Annotated in this window: 19 protein-coding genes and 2 tRNA genes; 10 read left to right on the plus strand and 11 right to left on the minus strand. The window is 60.6% G+C overall.

What is annotated here, in order from left to right; all coding sequences use genetic code 11:
• The 5 genes from AACX78_RS07415 to AACX78_RS07435 form a co-directional block, all read right to left on the minus strand.
• The gene (locus AACX78_RS07415; RefSeq protein WP_159165802.1) at nucleotides 1-1,020 is read right to left on the minus strand and encodes an ABC transporter ATP-binding protein; all 1,020 of its coding nucleotides are present in this window, start codon (nucleotides 1,018-1,020) and stop codon (nucleotides 1-3) included.
• A complete protein-coding gene (locus AACX78_RS07420) occupies nucleotides 1,017-1,925 on the minus strand; it encodes an ABC transporter permease (protein ID WP_159165803.1) in 909 nt (302 codons plus the stop codon). Before AACX78_RS07420 ends, AACX78_RS07415 begins: the two co-directional genes overlap by 4 nt.
• Nucleotide 1,926: 1 nt before the next feature.
• Nucleotides 1,927-2,910, minus strand: a complete 984-nt coding sequence (locus AACX78_RS07425; RefSeq protein WP_159165804.1) for an ABC transporter permease — start codon at nucleotides 2,908-2,910, stop codon at nucleotides 1,927-1,929.
• 117 nt (nucleotides 2,911-3,027) lie between these two features.
• On the minus strand, nucleotides 3,028-4,713 hold the full coding sequence (locus AACX78_RS07430) for an ABC transporter substrate-binding protein (RefSeq protein WP_159165805.1): 1,686 nt from the start codon (nucleotides 4,711-4,713) through the stop codon (nucleotides 3,028-3,030).
• A 413-nt stretch (nucleotides 4,714-5,126) separates the two neighbouring features.
• Entirely contained in the window at nucleotides 5,127-8,564 is a 3,438-nt protein-coding gene (locus AACX78_RS07435) for a hybrid sensor histidine kinase/response regulator (protein WP_201302810.1), read from the minus strand.
• A gap of 248 nt (nucleotides 8,565-8,812) precedes the next feature.
• Here AACX78_RS07435 and AACX78_RS07440 point away from each other — a divergent pair.
• Together AACX78_RS07440 and AACX78_RS07445 are read left to right on the plus strand one after the other, a co-directional pair.
• Nucleotides 8,813-8,888, plus strand: a tRNA-Gly gene (locus AACX78_RS07440).
• A 56-nt stretch (nucleotides 8,889-8,944) separates the two neighbouring features.
• Nucleotides 8,945-9,018: transfer RNA gene (locus AACX78_RS07445), tRNA-Cys, on the plus strand.
• A gap of 66 nt (nucleotides 9,019-9,084) precedes the next feature.
• On the opposite strand, the gene AACX78_RS07450 is transcribed toward AACX78_RS07445, so the two are convergent.
• Nucleotides 9,085-9,378, minus strand: coding sequence for a hypothetical protein (locus AACX78_RS07450; protein ID WP_159165807.1), 294 nt, complete (start codon nucleotides 9,376-9,378; stop codon nucleotides 9,085-9,087).
• Between the two features lie 214 nt (nucleotides 9,379-9,592).
• Here AACX78_RS07450 and AACX78_RS07455 point away from each other — a divergent pair, with 214 nt between their 5' ends.
• The 8 genes from AACX78_RS07455 to AACX78_RS07490 all read left to right on the plus strand — a co-directional run bounded on the left by AACX78_RS07455 (nucleotide 9,593) and on the right by AACX78_RS07490 (nucleotide 16,101).
• Complete coding sequence (locus AACX78_RS07455) at nucleotides 9,593-9,793, plus strand: YbfA family protein (protein WP_021139055.1); 201 nt, start codon at nucleotides 9,593-9,595, stop codon at nucleotides 9,791-9,793.
• 360 nt (nucleotides 9,794-10,153) lie between these two features.
• On the plus strand, nucleotides 10,154-10,417 hold the full coding sequence (locus AACX78_RS07460) for a BufA1 family periplasmic bufferin-type metallophore (RefSeq protein WP_034523690.1): 264 nt from the start codon (nucleotides 10,154-10,156) through the stop codon (nucleotides 10,415-10,417).
• 72 nt (nucleotides 10,418-10,489) lie between these two features.
• Nucleotides 10,490-11,338 carry an MNIO family bufferin maturase gene (gene bufB, locus AACX78_RS07465; protein ID WP_159165808.1) on the plus strand — a complete coding sequence of 283 codons (849 nt, stop codon included), beginning with the start codon at nucleotides 10,490-10,492 and terminating at the stop codon, nucleotides 11,336-11,338.
• A complete protein-coding gene (locus tag AACX78_RS07470) occupies nucleotides 11,331-12,083 on the plus strand; it encodes an HvfC/BufC N-terminal domain-containing protein (RefSeq protein WP_159165809.1) in 753 nt (250 codons plus the stop codon). Before bufB ends, AACX78_RS07470 begins: the two co-directional genes overlap by 8 nt.
• Complete coding sequence (locus AACX78_RS07475) at nucleotides 12,080-12,523, plus strand: DoxX family protein (RefSeq protein ID WP_159165810.1); 444 nt, start codon at nucleotides 12,080-12,082, stop codon at nucleotides 12,521-12,523. The genes AACX78_RS07470 and AACX78_RS07475 overlap by 4 nt, the downstream gene beginning before the upstream one ends.
• A 102-nt stretch (nucleotides 12,524-12,625) precedes the next feature.
• A complete protein-coding gene (locus tag AACX78_RS07480) occupies nucleotides 12,626-13,090 on the plus strand; it encodes a GNAT family N-acetyltransferase (RefSeq protein WP_159165811.1) in 465 nt (154 codons plus the stop codon).
• 263 nt (nucleotides 13,091-13,353) lie between these two features.
• Nucleotides 13,354-14,649 (plus strand): methyl-accepting chemotaxis protein, encoded by a 1,296-nt coding sequence (locus AACX78_RS07485; RefSeq protein ID WP_201302811.1) that lies wholly within the window; start codon nucleotides 13,354-13,356, stop codon nucleotides 14,647-14,649.
• A gap of 78 nt (nucleotides 14,650-14,727) precedes the next feature.
• Nucleotides 14,728-16,101 carry an HD-GYP domain-containing protein gene (locus AACX78_RS07490; RefSeq protein ID WP_159165812.1) on the plus strand — a complete coding sequence of 458 codons (1,374 nt, stop codon included), beginning with the start codon at nucleotides 14,728-14,730 and terminating at the stop codon, nucleotides 16,099-16,101.
• Nucleotides 16,102-16,158: 57 nt separating this feature from the next.
• On the opposite strand, the gene AACX78_RS07495 is transcribed toward AACX78_RS07490, so the two are convergent.
• The 5 genes from AACX78_RS07495 to AACX78_RS07515 form a co-directional block, all read right to left on the minus strand.
• Nucleotides 16,159-17,220: an FUSC family protein gene (locus AACX78_RS07495; protein ID WP_159165813.1), complete on the minus strand. Its 1,062-nt coding sequence runs from the start codon at nucleotides 17,218-17,220 to the stop codon at nucleotides 16,159-16,161.
• 63 nt (nucleotides 17,221-17,283) lie between these two features.
• Nucleotides 17,284-19,029 carry a bifunctional molybdopterin-guanine dinucleotide biosynthesis adaptor protein MobB/molybdopterin molybdotransferase MoeA gene (locus AACX78_RS07500; RefSeq protein WP_159165814.1) on the minus strand — a complete coding sequence of 582 codons (1,746 nt, stop codon included), beginning with the start codon at nucleotides 19,027-19,029 and terminating at the stop codon, nucleotides 17,284-17,286.
• Nucleotides 19,026-19,670: a molybdenum cofactor guanylyltransferase MobA gene (gene mobA, locus AACX78_RS07505; RefSeq protein ID WP_159165815.1), complete on the minus strand. Its 645-nt coding sequence runs from the start codon at nucleotides 19,668-19,670 to the stop codon at nucleotides 19,026-19,028. Before mobA ends, AACX78_RS07500 begins: the two co-directional genes overlap by 4 nt.
• Nucleotides 19,642-20,337 (minus strand): energy-coupling factor ABC transporter ATP-binding protein, encoded by a 696-nt coding sequence (locus AACX78_RS07510; protein ID WP_159165816.1) that lies wholly within the window; start codon nucleotides 20,335-20,337, stop codon nucleotides 19,642-19,644. The genes mobA and AACX78_RS07510 overlap by 29 nt, the downstream gene beginning before the upstream one ends.
• 115 nt (nucleotides 20,338-20,452) lie before the next feature.
• Nucleotides 20,453-21,154, minus strand: coding sequence for an ABC transporter permease (locus tag AACX78_RS07515; protein ID WP_125595651.1), 702 nt, complete (start codon nucleotides 21,152-21,154; stop codon nucleotides 20,453-20,455).
• Nucleotides 21,155-21,162 lie beyond the last annotated feature (8 nt).

Consider the following 21,162-nt stretch of genomic DNA (forward strand, 5'->3'; position numbering starts at 1 on the left):
TTAACAGCCAGCGGCCTTGTCCAGATAGAAAACGGGATCCGGTTGCTCATCCTGCGCCTCATAAAGGTGGCAGGCGGTTTGTTGCCCCGGGCGGATCTCGACCAGGCGGGTGTACTCCTGGCGGCAGCGATCGTGCACCTTGCCACAGCGGGCCTGGAAGCGGCAGCCGACCGGCACCTCCAGCAGGTTGAGCGGTGTGCCGGGGATCCCTTCCAGCACGGTTTTCGGGCCGTGCAGGGGCGGGAAGGAGTTGCCTAGCCCTTTGGTGTAGGGGTGCAGCGGAGCTGTCAGGATCGCCTTGGAAGGCGCCACCTCGATCAGCTCACCGGCGTACATGATGCCGATGCGATCGCAGAATTCGACCATCAAGGAGAGGTCGTGGGTGATAAACAAAATGGAGAAGTTGAACTGCTCTTTCAGGGCATAGACCTTCTGCAGTATCTCTCGCTGCACCACCACATCGAGCGCCGTGGTCGGCTCATCCATGATCAAGAGCTCGGGGTTCAGCGCCATGGCGATGGCGATCACCAGCCGCTGGCGCATGCCGCCGGAAAACTGGTGCGGATAATCCTTGAGCCGGCTCGGATGGATGTCGACTATCTCCAGCAGCACCTGGGCGCGCTTGATCGCCTCATAACGGGTCATGCCGGGATTGTGGGCCAGCAGCACGTCGCAGAACTGCTCTTCCATGCGCAGCACTGGGTTGAGGGCGTTCATGGCGGACTGGAACACCACGGATACCTGTTGCCAGCGATAGGAGCGCAGCCGCGCTTCGCCGTAGTGGAGTATGTTCTCTCCCTTGAACAGGATCTCGCCGCCGCTGATGTAAGCGGGCGGCTTGTGCAGCCGGGCCACCGAGAAGGCGACCGTGGACTTGCCGCAGCCGGACTCGCCGGCGAGGCCGAACACCTCCCCCGGGGCTATGTCAAAACTGACCGAGTTGACGGCGCGCACGTCGCCGCTCTCCGTGATGTAGTCGACGCAGAGGTTGCGTACCGACAGCAGGGGTTGCTTGTTCATGCTGTCCTCTCCTGTGGTGCTGAGACGGGCGCGGCGAGTTTTTTCCAGCGATGCAATCCCTTGTGGGAGCGCAGTTGCGGGTTGGCTATCTCGTCGATGGCGAAGTTGAGCAGGGCCAGGCCCGCGCCCAGGGTGGCGATGGCGAAGCAGGGGGCCAGGATCTCCCACCAGGCACCCACCAGGATGGCACTGGAGGTCTGGGCGTTGTAGAGCATGATGCCCCAGCTGACCACGGTCGGATCGCCGAGCCCCAGGAACTCCAGGGTCGCCTCGGTGACGATGGCGTAGATGATGGAGCCGATGAAGCTCACCCCTATGATGGAGATGAGGTTCGGCAGTATCTCCACCAGAATGATGCGCCAGGCCGGCTCCCCCAGCACCTCGGCGGCGATGACGAACTCTTTTTCCCGCAGGGCCAGGGTCTGGGCCCGGATGACCCGCGCGCCGTAGGCCCAGGAGGTAAAGCCTATGATGAGCGCGATCACCGTCGGTGACGCCTCCCCGATGAAGCTCGCGAGCACCAGCAGCAGGGGGAGGTTGGGGATCACCAGCACCACGTTCATCAGGAAGGTGAGGCACTCGTCGATCACGCCGCCAAAGTAGCCAGCGGTGATGCCGACCGTGATGGCGAGGGCGCACACCAGTATGCCGGCTCCGAAGCCCACCATCAGGGAGATGCGGGCACCGTTGGCAAACTGGGACCAGATATCGTGGCCCATGCGGGTGGTGCCCATCACGTATTCGGCGCTGGGGGGCTGGTGCGGACGGGAGACTCGCTTGGTCGGCTCATTGCTGGCCAGCAGAGGGGCGAACAGTGCCATCAGCACGAAGCTGACCACGATGAAGAGGCCGAAGGCGGCTTTCTTGTTGCCCAGCAGGATTTTCAAAATAGTCGGCATACGCATCTTATTTGCCTCCTGTACGCAGACGGGGATCCAGGAAGACGTAGAGCACGTCGGCCAGGAAGTTGAAGCTGAGCATTGTGATGGTCATGATGAGCAGCTGCCCCTGAATGAGGGGGTAGTCGCGGGCCAGAATGCCCTGATAGAGGGTCAGACCCAGCCCTGGGTAGTTGAAGATCACCTCAGTGATGAGGGAGCCGCCGATGACGAAACCGAGCGCCATGGAGAGCGCGGTGACGCTCGGCAGTATGGCGTTGCGGGCACCGTAGTTGAAAATGACCCTGTTGCTGGAGAGCCCCTTGGCCTTGGCCATGGTGATGTAATCCTCCCCCAAGAGGTTAATCATGTTGTTGCGCATGGTGATGAGGAAGCCCCCCACCTGCACCATGGCAAGGGTGGCGACCGGCATGATGGCGTGGGTCATGATGCTCTTGATGTGCTCCCAGCCAAAATCGGCTTTTATCTCCGGGCTGTAGGCATAGCCGATGGGCAACCACTCCAGACTGACCCCGAACAGGAAGAGGGCGAGCAGGGAGATGACCACGGGCGGAATGGCCTGTATCACCAGGGTGAGCGGGGAGAGAATGCTGTCCATGGCGCCTCCCCGATACCAGGCGGCGAAGATGCCGACGATGGATCCGACGGAGAAGCTCAGTATGGTGGAGGTGCCCACCAGGAACAGGGTCCAGCCGATGGCGCGTCCGAGTACGTCGGCCACGGGTTGGGGGTAGTAGCGCACCGAGGTGCCGAGATCCCAGGTGAAGACACTCTTCACATAGGTGAGAAATTGGGTGCTGATGGGGCCGTCCACAAAACCGAAGGTGGCCTTGAGGGCCTCCAGCGCGGCGGGTTCCATCATGGCGCCAGCCCGGGCAAACATGACGGAGACAGGATCCCCCGGCATGGCTCTGGGTAGCAGGAAGTTGATGGTGGCGGCCACCAGAAAGGCGACCAGATAGAAGGAGAAACGTCTTAGTATAAATCCCATGGTGAACCCTTTTACTGCAAGCCTACCCCGCGCCGGGCAAAGCTCCCCCAACCCCGAACAATCAGGGGGATGGAAGACATGGCGGGGAGAATGGCCCCCCGCAGGGGGCCGGGGTGGTTAGCTGTTTGGCTTGAGTGACAACACGTGCAGCAGACGTTCCGGGGTATCCGGGTGAACCTGCGGCTTGGCGACCGGGTTGTCGGCACTGAACCAGCCATTGAAGCGCTTGGTGCTGTATTCGTACCAGGTCGGGTTGTTGAATACCGGGATTATGGTCTGGTTGGCACCGACCTTGTCCTGGATCTCGAACATGATGGCCTTCTGCTTGGCCGCATCGGCGGTCTGGGTGAAGTCATCGATCAGCTGGTCGAGGGCCGGGTCCTTGTAACGGGGCGCCGCAAAGCGGTTGCCACGCTCACCCATGTTGCGGGAGTGGAAGGCGGTCTCGAAGTACTTGTGCGGGTTGGCACCGGCAAAGTAACCCTGCAGGGCGACGTCGAAGTCACCGGTGATCAGGTTTTCGGTCCAGACGGTGGCTTCCGGGGTGGCGGTCTTGGCGTTCAGGCCCAGGGCCTGCAAGCCTTCGACCCCGATCTGGGCGGTATTGACCCAGTCGGTCCAGCCGTTCGGTACCAGCACCTTGAACTCGATCTTCTTGCAGCTCGGGGTGTCGAGGAACTTGTCGCCGTCACAATCCTTGTAGCCCGCCTCTTTCAGCATGGCCTTGGCGCCTTCCAAGTCGAACTTGTTGAATTTGCCGTACTTCTTGTCGACTTCCGGGTTGTTCCAGGAGTCGAAGGCTTTGCCGAGCCCTGAGGGATACTCGTTGACGGTCGGGTAGCCATAACCGGCGATATCCACCATGGCCTGACGGTCCATCGCCATGGAGAAGGCGCGGCGGAAAGTGATGTCGTTGAAGGCTTCGTGGTTGCCCGGGTTCTTGGTCTGGAAGTTGACGTTGAATGCCACTGTGCCGGAGGCCGGGAACCAGTACTTGTTGTTTTTCGGATCGTTGCCAACGTAGAGGCGCTCTATGTCCGGTACGAAGGAGCCGAACCAGTCAACGTCACCCTTCATTACGGCGGCCAACACCTGGTCGTTGGTGGCCATCTGCGGCATGCGCAGGCAGTCGATGGCGAGGTTGGCGTTATCCCAGTAGTGCGGGTTGCGGCACTGGGTGTAGAGCTGGGCGGAGAAGTTGTCCACCTCGGTGAAGGGACCGGTACCGACCGGCTTGTCGTTGGTGAAGGCGACCGGGTCTTTTACCGACTTCCACTGGTGCTCGGGGACTATGGGCACCAGCACCAAGTCATTCACCACGTTGGTATTGACGTCGGTCAGGTCGAACTTGATCTTGTAGGGACCTAATTTCTCTATGTTCTTGATCTGGGTCCAGATAGAGCGCTCATCCAGCGCCTTGTTGGCTTTCACCAGATTGAAGGAGAAGAGGATGTCATCCGCATCAAAACCTTCCCCGTCGGACCACTTGACCCCTTCACGCAGATCGAAGGTGACGGATTTCAGGTCATCGCTGAACGCATAGTGAGTGGCCAGACGATAGACGGGTTTGCCACCCTGCATATCGTTGAAGATCACCAGAGGTTCATAGATGAAGTGACGAGTGGTATGGAGCAAACCCGCTTGCAGGAAGGGGTTGAAGTTTTTGACCCAGGCGGTCTCCTGTTGTGCGACCAGGGTCAGCACAGTCTTGTTTTCAGTAGCCATGACATTGCCGGCGGCCCCGGCAAGCATCATGGTTCCCAGCAGTACAGCAGTAGAGATTTTGGATACTTTGGCAAGCATATTATGTCCTTTCTTATTTTTTGGCATTCCCGAGGGTTCGCCTTGTTTTGTGTGAGCACCGACTTCGCATGCTGGGGAGGTCGGCCCTCTGTGTTGGTCAGGTGTCTAACCTTTGTCGTTCTGTTTTCCAACGTCCCTAGCAAAGCAGAGTTAACAGGAAAACAACAACTGTTCCGTTCGTCGATATCGTAAAAATCACAGCCCCGACGTCAATATCGTCAAAATGGTTTTTAACCCATTTTAAATCATGAAGTTATGTTATTTACTTTGGCGTAATAAGTCCCTGTCTGCAGGCCATTCATGACAATTGTGTGAATTGGATCGGCTCTTGTTTTGACGCGTTTTACCCGCTTAATTCTGCACAAAAAAAAACCGCCCCGGCAAGTGTGAGCCAGGGCGCAGTTCGGGGGGGATCAGGATTTGCGGTTGGCGAGTTGACGCAGGGTCTGGGCGCTGTGGTGCAACTGCTGGCGCAGGGGATCGCTCAGCGGACTGTGGGCGAGCACATACTCGGCGGTGGCGACGACCGTCTTCCAGCGCGGTGCCTTGGGTAGAGTATCCAGGCTCAGGTATTTATCGAGGGTACGGGTCTGGGGGCTGGATCTGTCCATGTAGACGCGCCACAGCTTGCTCTTCTCCGCGAGCACTATCTTGCCCTTGCCGGTGCTCTGCTGCCAGGCATCCAGGGTGAGGCGCATGGTATCCACCAGAGCTCGGCGCAGGGGTTCGTCATCCTGTTGGCGAATGAGATCGTCGGCCAGTGAACGGAATTCTCCCCCCAGTCGGCTCAGTTCACCCAGCAGCTGACCGTCCTCTATGATGGCCTGGCGCGACAGGCTCTTGAGGGCGTTTTCCAGAGCCATCACCCGGTTCTCGTCCTGGCGCAGCTCAGTGCTGAGGGTGAGGGCGAAGGCGGCCTGCCCCCCCAGGCTGATGGAGAGGGCGCGGGCATTGAGATCGTCCTGCTGGCCTGCTACCAGAAACGCCAGTCGCTGCTCCTGCTGCGCCTTCAGGTCGGGCCACTGGATTGCCAGCGGGAGGGCCAGCCACTCATCCAGAGGCTGGCCCTCCATGGCTTCCGGCTCCTGACCCAGCAAGCGGGCCAGCACCCGGGAGGCAAACAGCACAGTGCCCTGCTCATCGATGAAGACAATGGGATCGGCCCCTTCCCCGAGCAGCGCCAGCAGCCGCTCCTGATCCTGATGCAGTTGCTCCTGCAGGATGAGGCGATGCTCTATCTCCTGCTTGAGCAGGCGGTTCTCCACCAGGGAGGCGCGGCCCGCACTCGCTTCCAGCAGGGCCCTGACCCGGGCAAACAGCTCCTCCTTGCAGAAAGGTTTCACCAGATAGTCGTTGGCGCCGGCGTTGAATCCCTCTTCTATATCTTTTGGCTGGTTGAGGGCGGTGAGCAGCAGCACCGGCAGCTTGTCTTTCGGGTGCTGCTCGCGCAGGCGGCGGCAGACGTCAAAACCCGAGAGGGTCGGCATCATGACATCGAGCAGAATCAGGTCGACCGGCTCCTGGGCCAGCTTGGCCAGGGCGTCGTGGCCATCGCTGCTGGGCAGGATGCGATAACCGCAGGGTTGCAGCAGGTGGCGCAGGATATGCAAATTGATGGGCTCGTCATCCACCACCAGTATGAGGGGGGCATCCTGTGGCGGGGGAGGCAGATCATCGCTCTCCCAGTCCGGCAAGATGAGCGGCTGCTGGCGCACCAGCTGGTGTTCAATCTGGCGGCTGTCCAGGGTCAGGTTGCCCGCCTTGCCGCTGGCGAGCGGCAGGGTGAAGGCGAAGGTGGAACCAACGCTCGGCTCGCTCTCCACGAAGAGCTCGCCTCCCATCAGGTGTACCAGCTGGCGGGTGATGGAGAGGCCGAGGCCGGCACCCTGCTTGCTCACCTCGGGGCTCATCTGTACCAGTGGTTCGAAGATGTGCTCCAGATGGTCTTTGGCAATCCCGATACCGGTGTCGGTCACCTTGATACGCAGGAAGTTGCCCTCCACCAGAGCGCTGAGTACCACCTTGCCCTGGGGCGTGTACTTGATGGCGTTGCCCACCAGGTTGTAGAGCACCTGTTCGAGGCGCTGCTCGTCGGCCAGTACCGGCGGCAGTTCGGCCGGGCTTATGTCCACCAGAGTGAGGGGCTTGGCCTGCACCAGGTGCTGACAGAGATCCAGCACCAGCCGTATGACCCCCTTGGAGGCGACTGGCTGGGAATGGATCTCCAGCTGGCCGTAGCGCATCTGATGGTAGTCGAGCAGGTCGTCCACCAGCCGGGCCAGACCGTCGGCGCTCTTGATGATGAGGCCGAGCTGATTTTGCTGCCCTTCGGTCAAGTCCTGCTGACTGGCGAGCATGGACTCCGCCATCCCCTTGATGCCATGGATGGGTGTGCGCAGCTCGTGGGAGGTGTTGGCCAGCAGCTCATCTTTGAGCTTGTCCGCCTGTTGCAGACTGAGGTTCTGCTTGTGGGTCAGTTTGACCTGCTGTTGCAGCTCCTGGGTCTGGCGCTCGATAAGCTCAATCTTGTCCTTCACCGAGCGCTGCATGTGGCGAAACGCCTGAGCCAGCCTGTCTATGTCATCGTCGGTGCGAGGGATAGTGATGGGGTGATCCAGGGCGCCATCGGCCACCTGCTCGGCGGCGGCGGTGAGGGATCGCAACGGGGCCGTGATGGAGTGGGAGAGCCAGCGGGAAAACAGGATCAGCAGCAGCAAGGATCCGGCTCCCAGCAGGATCACCAGCGTCTCCAGCTGACGGATGGGGCGATAGGCCTCGCTGGTGGAGATCTCGGCGATGAAGGCCCACTCGGTGTCGAACACCTTCACCTGGGTATAGGCGGCCAGCACATCGTCATCGTGATAGGAACGAAACAGCCCGACACCCTGTTCACCGGAGAGGGCCTTGACCACCAATGGGGTCTGCAAGGGCCTGAAATTGGGGCTGAAGCTGTTCTCGACACTGAATTCCGGCGCCAGCCAGGCATTGGCACGCATCCGCTTGTCCGGCCCTATGAGGATGGTCTCGCCAGTTTCTCCCAGCCCCTCCCGCTCGGCCATGATCTGGTTGAGCTTGTCCGGCAGCAGTTCGAAGATCACCACGCCGCGCACATAGTCGTACTGCATGACGGGGGCGGCCATGTAGGCGACCACCTGGCCGGTCAGCTCGTTGCGGCCAAAGTCGGTGAATTCGAAGATCTGCTGCGGTTTCTGGCCGCCGTCGAGGCGGCGCTTGATCTTGGCGAAGGTGCTGCCAAGGCCGCTGGCCTGATAGGGGCCGGAGAGCAGGTTGGTGGCAAAGTTGGGGCGCTTGATGACTGAATAGACAACGTCGCCGTTGAGATCGATGAGGAAGATGTCGCTGTAATTGGATTTGCGCACCATGTCGGCATAGCCGCGATGAAAGCGCTGGTGCACCCGGCCATACATCTCGTCTGCCAGGATCAGGGCACTGATGGCCGGTTCGATCTCGACTTTGGGCTCGGGTTTTTGCAGCTTGTCCCAGGAGCCGGGCACATAGCGTGCCTGGGCGCGTGCGCGGGCCTCCTGTGGCGTGGTGCCGAGCTTCTCGAACGCACCGGTAAAGCCGTAGAAGCGACCTATACTGTTGCCGGCAAAATCCTGCTGGGAGAAGTTGATGATCTGTTCTTTGAGGTTGCCGAAGTAATCCTCCAGCTGGCTCTTCTTGATGTTGCGAACGGACACCAGGTGGTTGGAAGTCTGGGTGGTGAGATCTTTGCCATGGCTGTAGAGGAAGAACAGGGTAACGACCAGGAAGGGCACCAGACCCAACATGAAAAAAGCCAGCATTAGCTGCGGCCTGAGCCCACGAGGCTTGAAGATCCATTTCATCGTGTGATTTTCAATTGAGAATCCAGTTACTAAGCGGCACAAGTCTCTGACTAAAGACTAATCATTTCAATGACTTTATCTTAAATTCGCCTGTGGGGTCACAGCCTGATGTGGTTTTTTTGGTCAAGCCGTCTAAACCCTGAGCAAACAGTACGGGCAAGGGCTAAAAGTGCGAAAAAAGGGTTGTGCCCGCGCTCGGGGTACGTATAATGCGCCTCGTTGTCAGGTAACTGGCATACGGCAGTCAGGCGGGAATAGCTCAGTTGGTAGAGCACGACCTTGCCAAGGTCGGGGTCGCGAGTTCGAGTCTCGTTTCCCGCTCCAATTTCTCATAGCACCAACTATGGGTATCACTTTCAAGGCAACAGCCTTGTCAGCATGGCGCGTTAGCAAAGCGGTTATGCAGCGGATTGCAAATCCGTTTAGTCCGGTTCGACTCCGGAACGTGCCTCCATATCCTTCCAGTTCAATATCATTTCAGCGATAAGTATCACACACCACAGGTGTGCTTTTCTGTTTCTCAATATCCCTGCTGAGTCAGTAACTGTTCACAGCCCTGCTGTTGCCACTCCCGTTCCAGATAGCGATTGACCTCCACCAGATCCTGCCCCCGGAATTGAAATTGCACTGCGGCCGAATGTTCGGTCAGATCCGCCATCTTCTGTTTCAGCAGGCCGCACTGCCACAGGCTGACGGTGGGCACGCCCTGATAGGCCAGGGTGATGCTGTCGCCTTGATTGAGTTGCCAATCCTGCCATTCCGACCAGAGCAAGAGGCCCAGTACCCCCAAGACCGCCATTTCCGCAGGTTTCATCGCACAAACTCCCTCCTGACTGCCAACCCATTAAATCTGGTCGACGCACATCCCTTTGCCAGTTTTTGTTACCTGTAAGTTAATTAATGTAATTGGATTTCATTATATGGCTTTTTGTGGATTTTTTTGCGAAAAAATGGCGTTATTGGTGTAGTAATCCTACAGTTTGTGGAGTAATCTTTGCTCAGTGGTCTTACCAGTAAGGAGTGCTATCATGTTTCATCCCTTTTCTCTGACTCAGATAATTCTTCGTCGCATCTATGCGCTGCTGGTGGGTATTCTGGCCTTCCCCGTTATGCTGTTTCGCAGCGATCGTGCCCGCTTCTACAGTTACTTGCATCGTATCTGGAGTAAAACCAGTACCAAGCCGGTATGGCTCAAGATGAGCGAGCGCGGTGAGCGGATCTTCTACTAGACCCCATTCATCTTAAAAAAGAGAGCTTCGGCTCTCTTTTTTATTGTGCTCCAGAAATAGCAGTGGTTCCCCTCCTGCCGAACATCTCCTATTGCTCCTTTCTGATGGACTGACCGGTGCCACAAGCGGGAGCTGATCTTTGGTCTGCCGGGATCCGGCGGGCGAAAGTGCTTTTCTCGTGACTGGCTAACGTAAGAAAATATGTGTTATTAAACAATGCATTAGATGATGATTTCTGAGTCGCCGCCCTTGTTTTGCTCTTTTCATGAAATTAATTCTCTGCTGTTCCGGTTCTATTGCAGGTACCCCGCCACGACACTGAGCGGGGTCATCACACTCAACAGCACAAGGATCACGAACATGAACGTTAAAAAAAGCACAGCGATCGCCTCCGCCATGACAGGTCTGCTGGCACTGGGTGCCCAGTTCATCGCGGCGCCAGCCATGGCTGCCGAGGAAAAGGAGAAGTGCTACGGCGTGGTCAAGGCCAGCAAGAATGACTGTGCGACCAAGAGCAGCTCCTGCGCCGGGACCGCCAAGGAAGATGCCCAGGGCGATGCCTTTGTGGTGATGCCCAAAGGGCTGTGCGAGAAGCTGGTGGGCGGTTCGCTGCAACCCAAGTAAGAGACATCAGGCAGGGGATGGCCAAGGGGCCGCCCCCTGCATCCTCTCTGATTGGCGAAAGCGAGTCTTGCGATGAACCCTTTGATTGGTATCGGATTACGCACTCCCCATTACGACGGGATCCGGCAAACCCTGCCGGCAGTCGGTTGGCTGGAGGTGCACAGTGAAAATTACTTCGAGCCGCACAGCCAGGGCTTTCAGGTGCTGAGTGAGTTGGCGCAACACTACCCCGTCAGTCTGCACGGCGTTGGCATGTCCCTCGGCTCGGCCGACCCGCTCGAACAGCGCCATCTGCAACAGTTGTCATCATTGGCAGCGGCGATCAAGCCGGTACGGATCTCCGAACATCTGAGCTGGGGCAGCATTGGCGGACGCTACTTCAACGACCTGCTGCCTGTACCCTATACCCGTCAATCCCTTCGCAACATGAGTGACAAGATCCAGCAGGTACAACAGACCCTGGGTTGCCGGTTGCTGATGGAAAATCCCTCCTCCTATCTGCAACTGGCCGGGGAGATGAGTGAATGGGAATTTCTGGCCGAGCTGCAGCAACACAGTGATTGCGGCATCGTGCTCGACCTCAACAATCTCTACGTCAGTGCCTTCAACCACGGTTTCTCTTGCGATGAGTATCTGGCGACGATCGATCTCGCCACCGTCGGGGAAATCCATCTGGCTGGTTATACCGAGAAACAGCTGCCCGAAGGTGCCCTCTATATCGACACCCACAGCGCCCCTGTGGTGGAGCCGGTCTGGGAACTCTATCGCCAGATCTGCCGCAAGCAGGCCATCCCCACCCTGATTGAGTGGGATCTCGAGATCCCCCCGCTGCCGGTCTTGCTGGTCGAAGCTGAGCAGGCCAGCGCCATTCTGGATGCGGCGCAAGCTGCAAACATGGTTCGGGAGCTAGCCCATGGTTGAACTGAAGCAGTTGCAACGGCACTTTGCCGATGGCCTGCTGGGAGAGCCTGCCGCGATTGCCCCCCACATCAGCTCCCGGTTGTTTCCTGCCGAGTCGGTGCTGCAGGTCTATCGCAACCACTTCATCCTGAGTCTTGGCGAGGTGCTGGCGAGCAGCTATCCCGCCGTCAAGGCCATGGTGGGAGACGAATTTTTCGTGGCAGCGGCCCGTGGTTTCGTACTGGACGAGCCGCTGCAGGAAGGGAGCGTCATGCACTATGGCGCCGGTTTTGGTCAGTGGCTGGCCCGCTTGCCAACCACGGCCGAGTTACCCTGGCTGGAGGCGCTGGCGCAGTTCGAGTGGCAGCTTGAGCGTGCCAGTCTGCTGCCGCTGGAGTCCCGCTGCTGGCCAGCCGAACGTCTGGCCGGATTATCGCCGCCACAATGGGAGCGGCTGCGGCTGTTGCCTGCCACGGATCTGCTGCTGGTTGCCAGCGACTACCCGGTGCTGGCCCTGTGGCAGATGGCGCTACACGGTGGGGAGGCGGTGGGGGATCTCTGTGCCCCTGTCTGGCTGGTATTGAAGAAGCAGCTGGATTATCGGGTCACGCCGTTGCCTTTAGAGGCAGGTGAGTGGGCGCTGCTGCAAGGCTGCCTGGAAGGCAGACCCTTGCCCACCCTGCTGGCAACCGATCCCGTGGCGAGTGATCATCTCACCCGCCTGGTAATGCTTGGTCTCTTGGTCGATGTGGAGGTGATGCCATGATGGGAAACAAATGGCTGGCGCTGGCCAGCTCGAGTAGCGACCTGCCGCGCTGGATGAGCGGTGCCGTCTTGTTGCTGGCGAGGCTCTGGGTCGCCTCGGTCTTTATCACTTCAGGCTGGCTCAAGCTGACGGCGTGGGATTCAACCCTCTATCTGTTTGAATCCGAGTATCAGGTGCCCCTGCTGCCCTGGTTGTGGGCCGCCTATCTGGGGACGGCGACCGAGTTGCTGCTTCCCCTGTTTCTGCTGGCAGGCCTCTTTACCCGTCCGGCTGCTCTGCTGCTGTTTGGCTTCAATATCATGGCGGTGATCTCCTATCCAACCCTCTGGGCGGGAGGCTTTTACGATCATCAGCTGTGGGGCTGGATGCTGCTGACCCTGACCATCTGGGGCGGCGGTGTGCTGAGCCTTGATCATTGGCTGACAGGCCGCCGCCGGTGATGAGTCTCAGATATCTTCCGATGACAAAGGGTGCCTGATGCTGCTATTTGTCATGATGATGAACAGTCAGGGCTATTGGCCTTGTCCTCAATGGAGAGAGCAATGATTATTCGTCAGGCAGATATGGCCGATATTCCCGCCTTGGTGAGTTTGCGCATGGGACTGTTTTGCGAGGTGGGGGAGTTGGCCGATCCGCTGGCCGACCTGGATCTCTGGCAGGCGACCAGTGCCTATTTCAGTGCGGGGCAGGCTGATGGAAGTGCGCGCTCCTGGGTGGCGGAGGTCGGGGGAGAAGTGGTGGCAAGTGGCACCCTGTCACTGTTTGTGCGACCACCCTATCCTGGCAATGTGTCGGGGAAGGAGGCCTACCTGCTTAATATGTATACACTGCCAGCCCATCGAAAGCAGGGCATGGCCAGCGCCCTGCTCGATGCCATGGTGGCCCATGCCAGCGCCGAGCAACTGGGTCGGGTGTGGCTGCATGCCAGTGAGCAGGGGCGTCCCCTGTATGAACGAATGGGTTTTGTGGCCAATCCGGCCTATCTGGAGTGGCAACCAGCAGTGTGACCCCGAGCGATGCGAAACTGATCCAACACGGGCAGATATTCGTACCCATCGTCCAGCGCAAGCGCGCCTGCTCTCTACGTTGTGTCTCTTTTCATGGATGGCAAGAAGATAACCGGGCGAGCGCCGGCAGTAAAACGTCGGTCAAAGTCTGATCCGGCGATTTCGCTCAACTATGATCAGCCTCATCAGGCTCGTACTCGCCCACATTGACGGCGGTTGTCGTTTGCGAGTTCCCACATCGTCGGTAAAGGGGTATGACATCCATGTTCAATAACAAGCTGAAGGCACAACTGCTGGTCTGCCAGACGCAGCTCGGTGAGCTGCATGGTTTTGTCGATGCCGTCAAAGGTGGGATGGCGACCGTCACCTTCACTCCGGATGGCGGTATCTTGGAGGCCAATGAGCCTTTCTTGAACCTGATGGGATACAGCGCAGCTGAACTCCAGGGTCAGCATCACAGAATGTTTTGCAGCAAGGCACTGGCTCAGTCGTCTGATTACCAGCAACTCTGGGCCCAGCTACAACAAGGCAGGGTCCAATCCGGCATTTTTCCGCGCATCAACAAGCGGGGCGAGGCGCTCTGGCTGGAGGCGAGCTACTTCCCGGTGAAGCAACAGGGGCGAGTGACCCAGGTGATCAAGATCGCCAGCGATGTGACCGAGCATCACCAGCGCCTGCTGAGTCAGGAGGCCGTCTCCAAGGCGCTTGATCGCTCCCTCGCCATGATAGAGTTCACCCCGACGGGGGAGATAGTGACCGCCAATGCCAATTTCCTGAGTTGCATGGGGTACAGCCTGTCCCAGATCAAGGGGCACAACCACAGGATGTTCTGTGATGATGCCTTCTATCGCGAACAGCCCCGTTTCTGGGAAGAGCTGGCACAGGGCCAGTTCAAGTCAGGGCTTTTTCTGCGTCGCAACAGCCACGGTGATGACATCTGGCTGGAAGCCACTTACAACCCGGTCAGGGACGAGAGCGGCAAGGTGACCAAGGTGATCAAGCTGGCCACTGACATTACCGAGCGGGTGATCAAGAGTCATGCCATCCGGGATGCCGCCCAGGTGGCTCATGCCACGGCGCAAGAGACATTGCGCAGTGCGGAGCAGGGCGCCGATCTGCTGCGTTCCGTGGTGGAGACCTCCTCCCTTGTCAGTGAGCAGGTAGACAAGACCATACAGCTGGTCAACCAGCTCAACGAGCAATCCAAGAGCATCGAAGCCATCGTCTCCACCATCAGCAGCATCGCCGACCAGACCAACTTGCTGGCGCTCAATGCGGCCATCGAAGCGGCTCGCGCCGGCGATCAGGGGCGCGGGTTTGCCGTGGTGGCCGATGAAGTGCGCCAGCTCGCCGCTCGCACTTCCCTCTCTACCGACGAGATCGCCAAGGTGGTGCAGAAGAACCGTGAGCTGACGGCCAGGGTGACGGACGACATGGCAAGAGTGGCCAGCAGCGCCGAGCTGGGCAAGCAACAGGTCGACAAGGTCAATGAGGTGATGGTCGAGATCCGGCAGGAAGCCAACAATGTCTCGGCGACCGTATCCAGTCTGTCCATCTGACATCGGGATTCGTTCTGGCCTGAATGGGTATAGTATTTCCTGCAGGCAAGATCGCCGTTATAGCTAATGGAGCAGCTCATGACCTTCAGCGGTCTGCGATTATCTGAATTGATAGGTTCGCTCAGTCATGCCCTCGACATGACTGAGGGGCAACCCAGAGGGCACTGCATCCGCTGTTGCTGGATTGGTTCCCGGCTGGGGGAGCAGCTTGGCCTGGATGCCGGGCAGCGCCACGACCTCTATTACACCCTCTTGCTCAAGGATCTCGGTTGCAGCAGCAATGCGGCCCGCATTTGCGAGCTCTATCTCACCGACGATCTGCACTTCAAACGCGACTTCAAGCTGGTGGATGGCTCCCTCTCCGAGGTGGTCAACTTCGTGCTGGGCCACACCGGCCTGCAGGCGGATCTGCTGGGGCGCTTTCGCAGCTTGTTCCACATCTTTCGCAACGGCGATCAGATAGCCAACGAACTGATCCAGACCCGCTGCCATCGCGGCGCCGATATCGCTCGCCAGCTGCGCTTCAGCGACGAGGTGGCCGGTGGCATCCTCTCTCTTGACGAGCACTGGAATGGCAAGGGTCGGCCGCTGCAGCTGGCCGGTGAGGCGATCCCGCTTTTCTCCCGCATCGCCCTGCTCTGTCAGGTGGTGGATGTGTTTCATGCCGCCGCAGGGCCAGAAGCGGCGCTCAAAGAGGTGCGCGAGCGCAGCGGCAGCTGGTTTGATCCCGAGCTGGTCAGGCAGTTTGAAGCCATGGCCGATGAGCCCTTCTGGCAAGGGCTGGCGGATCCCCAGCTGGCTGAGTGGGTATTTATCCATCCGGCCGGGCAGGGGGAAGTGGCGCTCGATGAAGATTATCTGGACGAGATTGCCGCCGCCTTCGGTCAGGTGGTGGACTCCAAGAGCCCCTACACTGCCGGTCACAGCGGCCGGGTGGCACTCTATACCGATATCCTCGCCACCCAGATGGGGATCCCGGAGCCACGGCGGCGCTGGCTCAAGCGCGGCGCTCTGCTGCACGACGTGGGCAAGCTTGGGGTGAGCAACGCCATCCTCGACAAACCGGGCAAGCTTGATGCCGATGAGTGGGTGGCGGTGCAGATGCATGCCGCCTACACAGAAGAGATCCTGAGCCGGATCGGAGCCTTCAAGGAGCTGGCACAGGTGGCGGGGGCCCATCATGAGCGGCTCGACGGCAAGGGCTATCCCAAGGGACTCAAGGCAGAGGAGATTGCCCTTGAGACCCGCATCATCACCACGGCCGACATCTTCGATGCCATCACCGCCAAGCGTCCCTATCGTGGTGCTATTCCCGTGCCCCAGGCGCTGGAGATGATGGCCGAGCAACTGGGATCTGCCATAGACCCCGACTGTTTTGCTGCGCTGGAGGCGGGGATCAAGGATTTCTCCATCTACCTCACGGCCGAGCAGCCGCTGGCGGATGCCGGTTAAGTCCGTTGTCCTGATCCCTGTTCAGTCCAAGGCCCCGCTTCGCGGGGCCTTTTGTTTTCAGCGGTCGTCCGACTGGCTGCGGGGCGGGTGAAGCACCAGTCCCAGCAGGCGGCGCAAGTGGGTGAGCTGCTCGGTGAGCTGCAGGTTCAGCCAGAGATAGCCGCTGATGGCGGCCTCGCCCCTGGCATCGAGTCGCACCCGGGTCGCGGCCTCCTGCAACTCGCTGATGGCCTGCTCAGCCCCTTTCAATTCGCCGCTCTTGAGCATGAGCGCCAGCTGGATCATCACGGCCTCGGTCGCCTGCTGGCAGGCGCGCAGCTCGGGGGTACTCTGCATCAGAAAGTGGCTCTGGCGATCACTCCAGTAGGTGTTGGCCAGCATCTCCAGGGTGCAGAGGGTGTTGCGCATCGTGGTCTGGATGGCCTCGAACAGGGCGCTGCCAAGGCGGGTCTCCTTGACTGCCGGAGCCAGCAGGGGGCGCAGGCTGACCATCTTGGAGAGCAGACGAGAGTGGCTTTGCGCCAGCCTGGGCCGCTCCAGAATATTGGGGGATAGGTGGGTATGGTAGAGCCGGTGCGCCTGCAGCAGGGTGTCGTGCATCTGCAACCGCCAGTGGCTGTAGGCGCGCTGGGGGTAGATGCTGCAAAACAGCAGCGCCAGCAGGGAGCCCAGGATCACGTCGGCACTGCGCCACAGCGCCGTCTCTATGTCCCCCGGCATGGCCCCCATGGTGACCCCCAGTGTGATGCCGATGAGCAGCCCCACGTAGGGGCGCTTGCCGAGCGCCAGATAACCGCACAGGAACATGATGCAGCCGCACCACACCAGGGTCAGCGGCAGGGAGTAGAGCTCCAGATAGAGTGCCACCACACCGCAACCGGCGCCGAAGATGGTGCCGACCACACGTTGCAGGGCGCGTGACAACACATTGCCCCAAAACGAGATGGGGCCCATCACCACCACCAGCGTGATCAGCGGCCAGGTGCTTTCCGGCAGCTGGAGTTCACGGGTCAGCAGAAAGGTGAGCATGAAGGCGAGCGCGATGCGCAGGCCGTGGACGATGCGATAGCGGCCATAGATCAGCAGATCGAGCCGGGAGAGCGGGGTATTCAGGCGCAAGGGACTAGCCTCGGGTCATGGGCGCAAGCACCTCGCCACGCCCGGCGAGGTGCTTGCGATGTATCAGGCCACTCGTCCCTGGAGTGGGTGGATCCAGACCCGCTCGCCGACCGCGATGGCCGGCTGGGCGGGGACAATTTCAATCAGGCAGTTGGCATCGGCCATGGAGCTGAGAATGCCGGAGCCCTGCGGCCCAGTAGTGCGCACTCGCAGCACGCCGCTGGCATCCTGGTGGAAGACGCCGCGCAGAAACTCGGTGCGGCCAGGGCGGCTCTTCATCTGCTGCTCGGCCTGCGCCGAGAGGCGCAGCGGCTGCCAGAGCCGGCCCTGCAGGCGGGCGATGGCGGGTTCGACAAATTGCAGGAAGCAGACCATGGCCGCCACCGGATTGCCCGGCAGGCCGAAGAAAGGGGTAGTCCCCAGCTTGCCAAACGCCAGCGGGCGACCCGGCCGCATCTGGATGCGCCAGAAGTCGATCTGGCCAAGCTCCGCCAGCACCTGCTTGATGAAGTCGGCATTGCCCACCGAGACGCCGCCCGAGCTCAGCACCAGATCGGCGCTGGTCGATGCCTGCTCCAATTGCTGGCGCAGTATGGCCGGATCATCCGGGATGATGCCCAGATCCATCACCTCGCAGCCGGCGGCGGCGATAAGCGCCATCAGGGTGAAGCGGTTGCTGTCGAAGATATGGCCCGGGGCCAGCGTCTCGCCCGGCGCCTGCACCTCATCGCCGGTGCTGAACAGCGCCACCTTGAGCGGGGTGCGTACCGACAGGCTGGCCTGACCCAGCGAAGCGGCGAGCCCCAGCTGGGGGGCGCCAAGGCGAGTACCGGCCACAATGGCGACCGCGCCCCTGGCGAGATCCTCCCCGGCCAGACGCACGTTCTGCCCCGCCTTGATGGGAGCGCTGATGGTGACCCACTCGCCCTCGATATTTGTCTCTTCGCGCATCACAACAGTATCGACGTCAGGGGGCAGCGGCGCGCCCGTCATGATCTGCACCGCCTGACCAGCCAGCACAGACTCATGGTGCTGCTGGCCCGCCAGCACTTCACCCACCAGTTGCCAGCGACCGGCTGCGAGGTCGTCGCCGCGCAGGCCAATCCCGTCCATCGCCGAATTGGCGTGGGGGGGCACATTGATGGGGCTCACCAAGTCCTGTGCGAGCACGGCGCCGTGGCACCGGGCCAGCGGCTTGTCGCAGCAGGCGCTGCTTGGGCTGAGGGCAGCCAGAATGGCGCTGCGGGCCGCCTCCACCGACAGAAATCCCGTTCCCGGCACCTGTTCGGCATGCTTGGCCTTGCTCGTGTAGCCGCAGACGAAGTCGGCGATGGCCGCCAGATCATTGATATTGAGCTGGGGCAAGTCGGTCTGCTGTGGCAGATCTGCCGCCAGCGCCATTATGTCGCCATCGTCCGGGAACAACAGGGGCTTGCCGAGTTCGGTGCGATGCAGCTCTATCTTGGGGAAGTGCTCGTGTTTGAACCCTTCCACCAGCAACAGGTCGAGCCGGGTCTGGTCGAAGCTGGCCAGCAAGGCGTGAAACGGGGGCTCGGCGTCGGGCGTCTCGACGATGCGGGCGTGACGACGGCGCGAAGCCGCCATCACCTGATCCGCCCCCGCCTTGCGCAGGCGGTAGCTGTCCTTGCCCGGCTGGTCGGTGTCAAAGTCGTGATGGGCGTGCTTGAGCACACCCAAGCGCAGACCGCGGCTTACCAGTATGGGGATGAGTTGTTCCAGAAGCGTTGTCTTGCCGGTACCGCTCCAGGCGGCAAAGCCGAGCAGGGGAAGAGTGGGGGCCGGGGTCATGCAGTGGCTCCTTGTCGGGGGTCGGTAGACGAGTTCAGCAGACGCGCCTCGTAGGCGGCCAGCTCGGCCGGGCTGTTGAGGTTGATGAAGGCATCCGGCTGGTCGGCAAAGCTCACCACCGCCATCTTGTGGCGGGCGAACCAGATATCTATCTTGCGCTCACCCTCGGCCAGGGCATGGGTGAGCGACGGCAGCAGGGACTTGTGCAGCAGGGCCACCACGGGTTGCAGCCAGTCACCATCGTGGGCCACTACCAGTTCGGTATCCGGGGTGAGGGCTGCGCAAAAGCGGCTCATCAGATCATGGGGCAAGGCGGGGCCATCGCAGGGGACGAACAGCACCCAGTCGTGACGGGCGGCGGCAAGGCCGGCCTGCATGCCCGCCAGCGGGCCGAGATAGTCGTTATTGTCATCGCTGATGACGGGGGCCAGCGCCTGATAGCGAGTCTGACTGCGGTTGGCGTTGATCAGCACCTCATCCACCTGGGGGCGCAGCCGCTCCAAAACGTGGTCGATAAGGGGGCGTCCCGCCAGTGCTACCCACCCCTTGTCTTCGCCCCCCATGCGGGTGGCGCGGCCACCGGCCAGGATAACGGCAGAGACGGGGAAGACGTCAGTTTTGGATTCGCTGTTTGAGGTCATGTCGCTCGATGATTTTCAAAGGAGTGGGTTCGTGCAGCCGGCCACGGGCGAGGGTCCATTGCCGCTCGCACAGGTCGGTCAGATCGTTGCTCTGGTGGCTTATGATGACCAGGCCGCTGCCCTGTTCCCGCAGATCTTGCGCCAAGGCGGCCATCAGGGCAACCGAATGTGCATCCAGATTGGCGGTGGGTTCGTCCATCAGTAGAAAGGCGGGTTGCAGCGCCCAGGCGCGGGCCATGGCCAGGCGCTGGCGCTCGCCACCAGACAGTATGCTGATGTGCTCCCGCGCCAGCCCCTCCAGCTCGACCCGGCGCAGCGCCTCGAACACCCGTACCTCATCGGCGGCCTGATGGCCGAGGGCCCAGGCCACGTTGTCGTGCACGCTGCGATCGAACAGATAGGGGGTCTGGTGCAGATAGGTGACCCGGCCCGGGCCGGGATCCCGTTTGATCCACTGCTCGAGTCTGGCGCACCAGCCGCAGGCGAGATTGGTATGGCCCCGGGTCGGTGTCAGCAGGCCGGCCAGTATCTTGAGCAGGGTCGTCTTGCCCACACCATTGGCCCCGCGCAGCCAGATGGCGTCGCCTGCCGCGATGGAGAGCCGCTCTATCTGGAACAGGTTGCGCTCGCCAAAGCGCATCATCAGCTGGTGGGCGGTCAGGGCCATGGGGTACTCCAGTTGATAAACAGTGGGGGCATGGTCAGTTCTTCAGATAGCTGTGGCCGCGACAGAGATGGGGTCAGCAGCATCCGGTTAGGGATAAAAGTGCGCAGCGTCATGGTCAGTTTTTCAAATAACTGTGGCCGCGACACGCGGTCAGCAGCAGGTTGAGCAGCAGAGCCAGGCTCAGCAGCACTATGCCAAGGGCAACCCCCTGGGCAAAGGCACCCTTCTGGGTTTCCAGCGCGATGGCGGTGGGGATGTTGCGGGTAAAATGCAGGATATTTCCCCCCACCATCATGGAGCAGCCCACCTCGGTGACGATGCGGCTGAAGGCGCCAATCACGGCGGCCAGCAGGCCGAAGCGGCACTCGCGCATCAGTCCGAGCAGCGCCCTCGGCCAGGAGAGTCCCAGGGTGAGCGCCGTCTCCCAGGCACGTCTGTCGCTCTGGATAAAGGCCGCGTGAGCCATAGTAGCGATGACGGGGAAGGCGATCAGCATCTGGCCCACCACCATGGCTTGTTGGGTAAAGAGCATCTTCCAGTCGCCGAAGGGGCCGGCCCGGGAGAGCAGCATGTAGAGCAGGAGGCCGATCACCACGGTTGGCACCGACTGCAGGGTATTGATGCAGGAGAGCCAGAGCCAGCGCGCCGGGATCGGCAGATAGGCCAGCGCAAAGCCGAGCAGCAGCGCCGGCAGCAGTACCAGCAGCAGCGCGATGCAGGAGACGGAGAAGGAGACCCCCACCACCTGCCACAGCTCGGTATCGCCCCCGAACAGCAAGGCAAGCGCCGCCAGCGTTGTATCCAGCAGAGTCGGCATCAGGCGCT

It is taken from the genome of Aeromonas sp. 9A, from assembly GCF_963900955.1.
In the GTDB taxonomy this organism is placed as follows: Bacteria; Pseudomonadota; Gammaproteobacteria; order Enterobacterales; family Aeromonadaceae; genus Aeromonas; species Aeromonas salmonicida.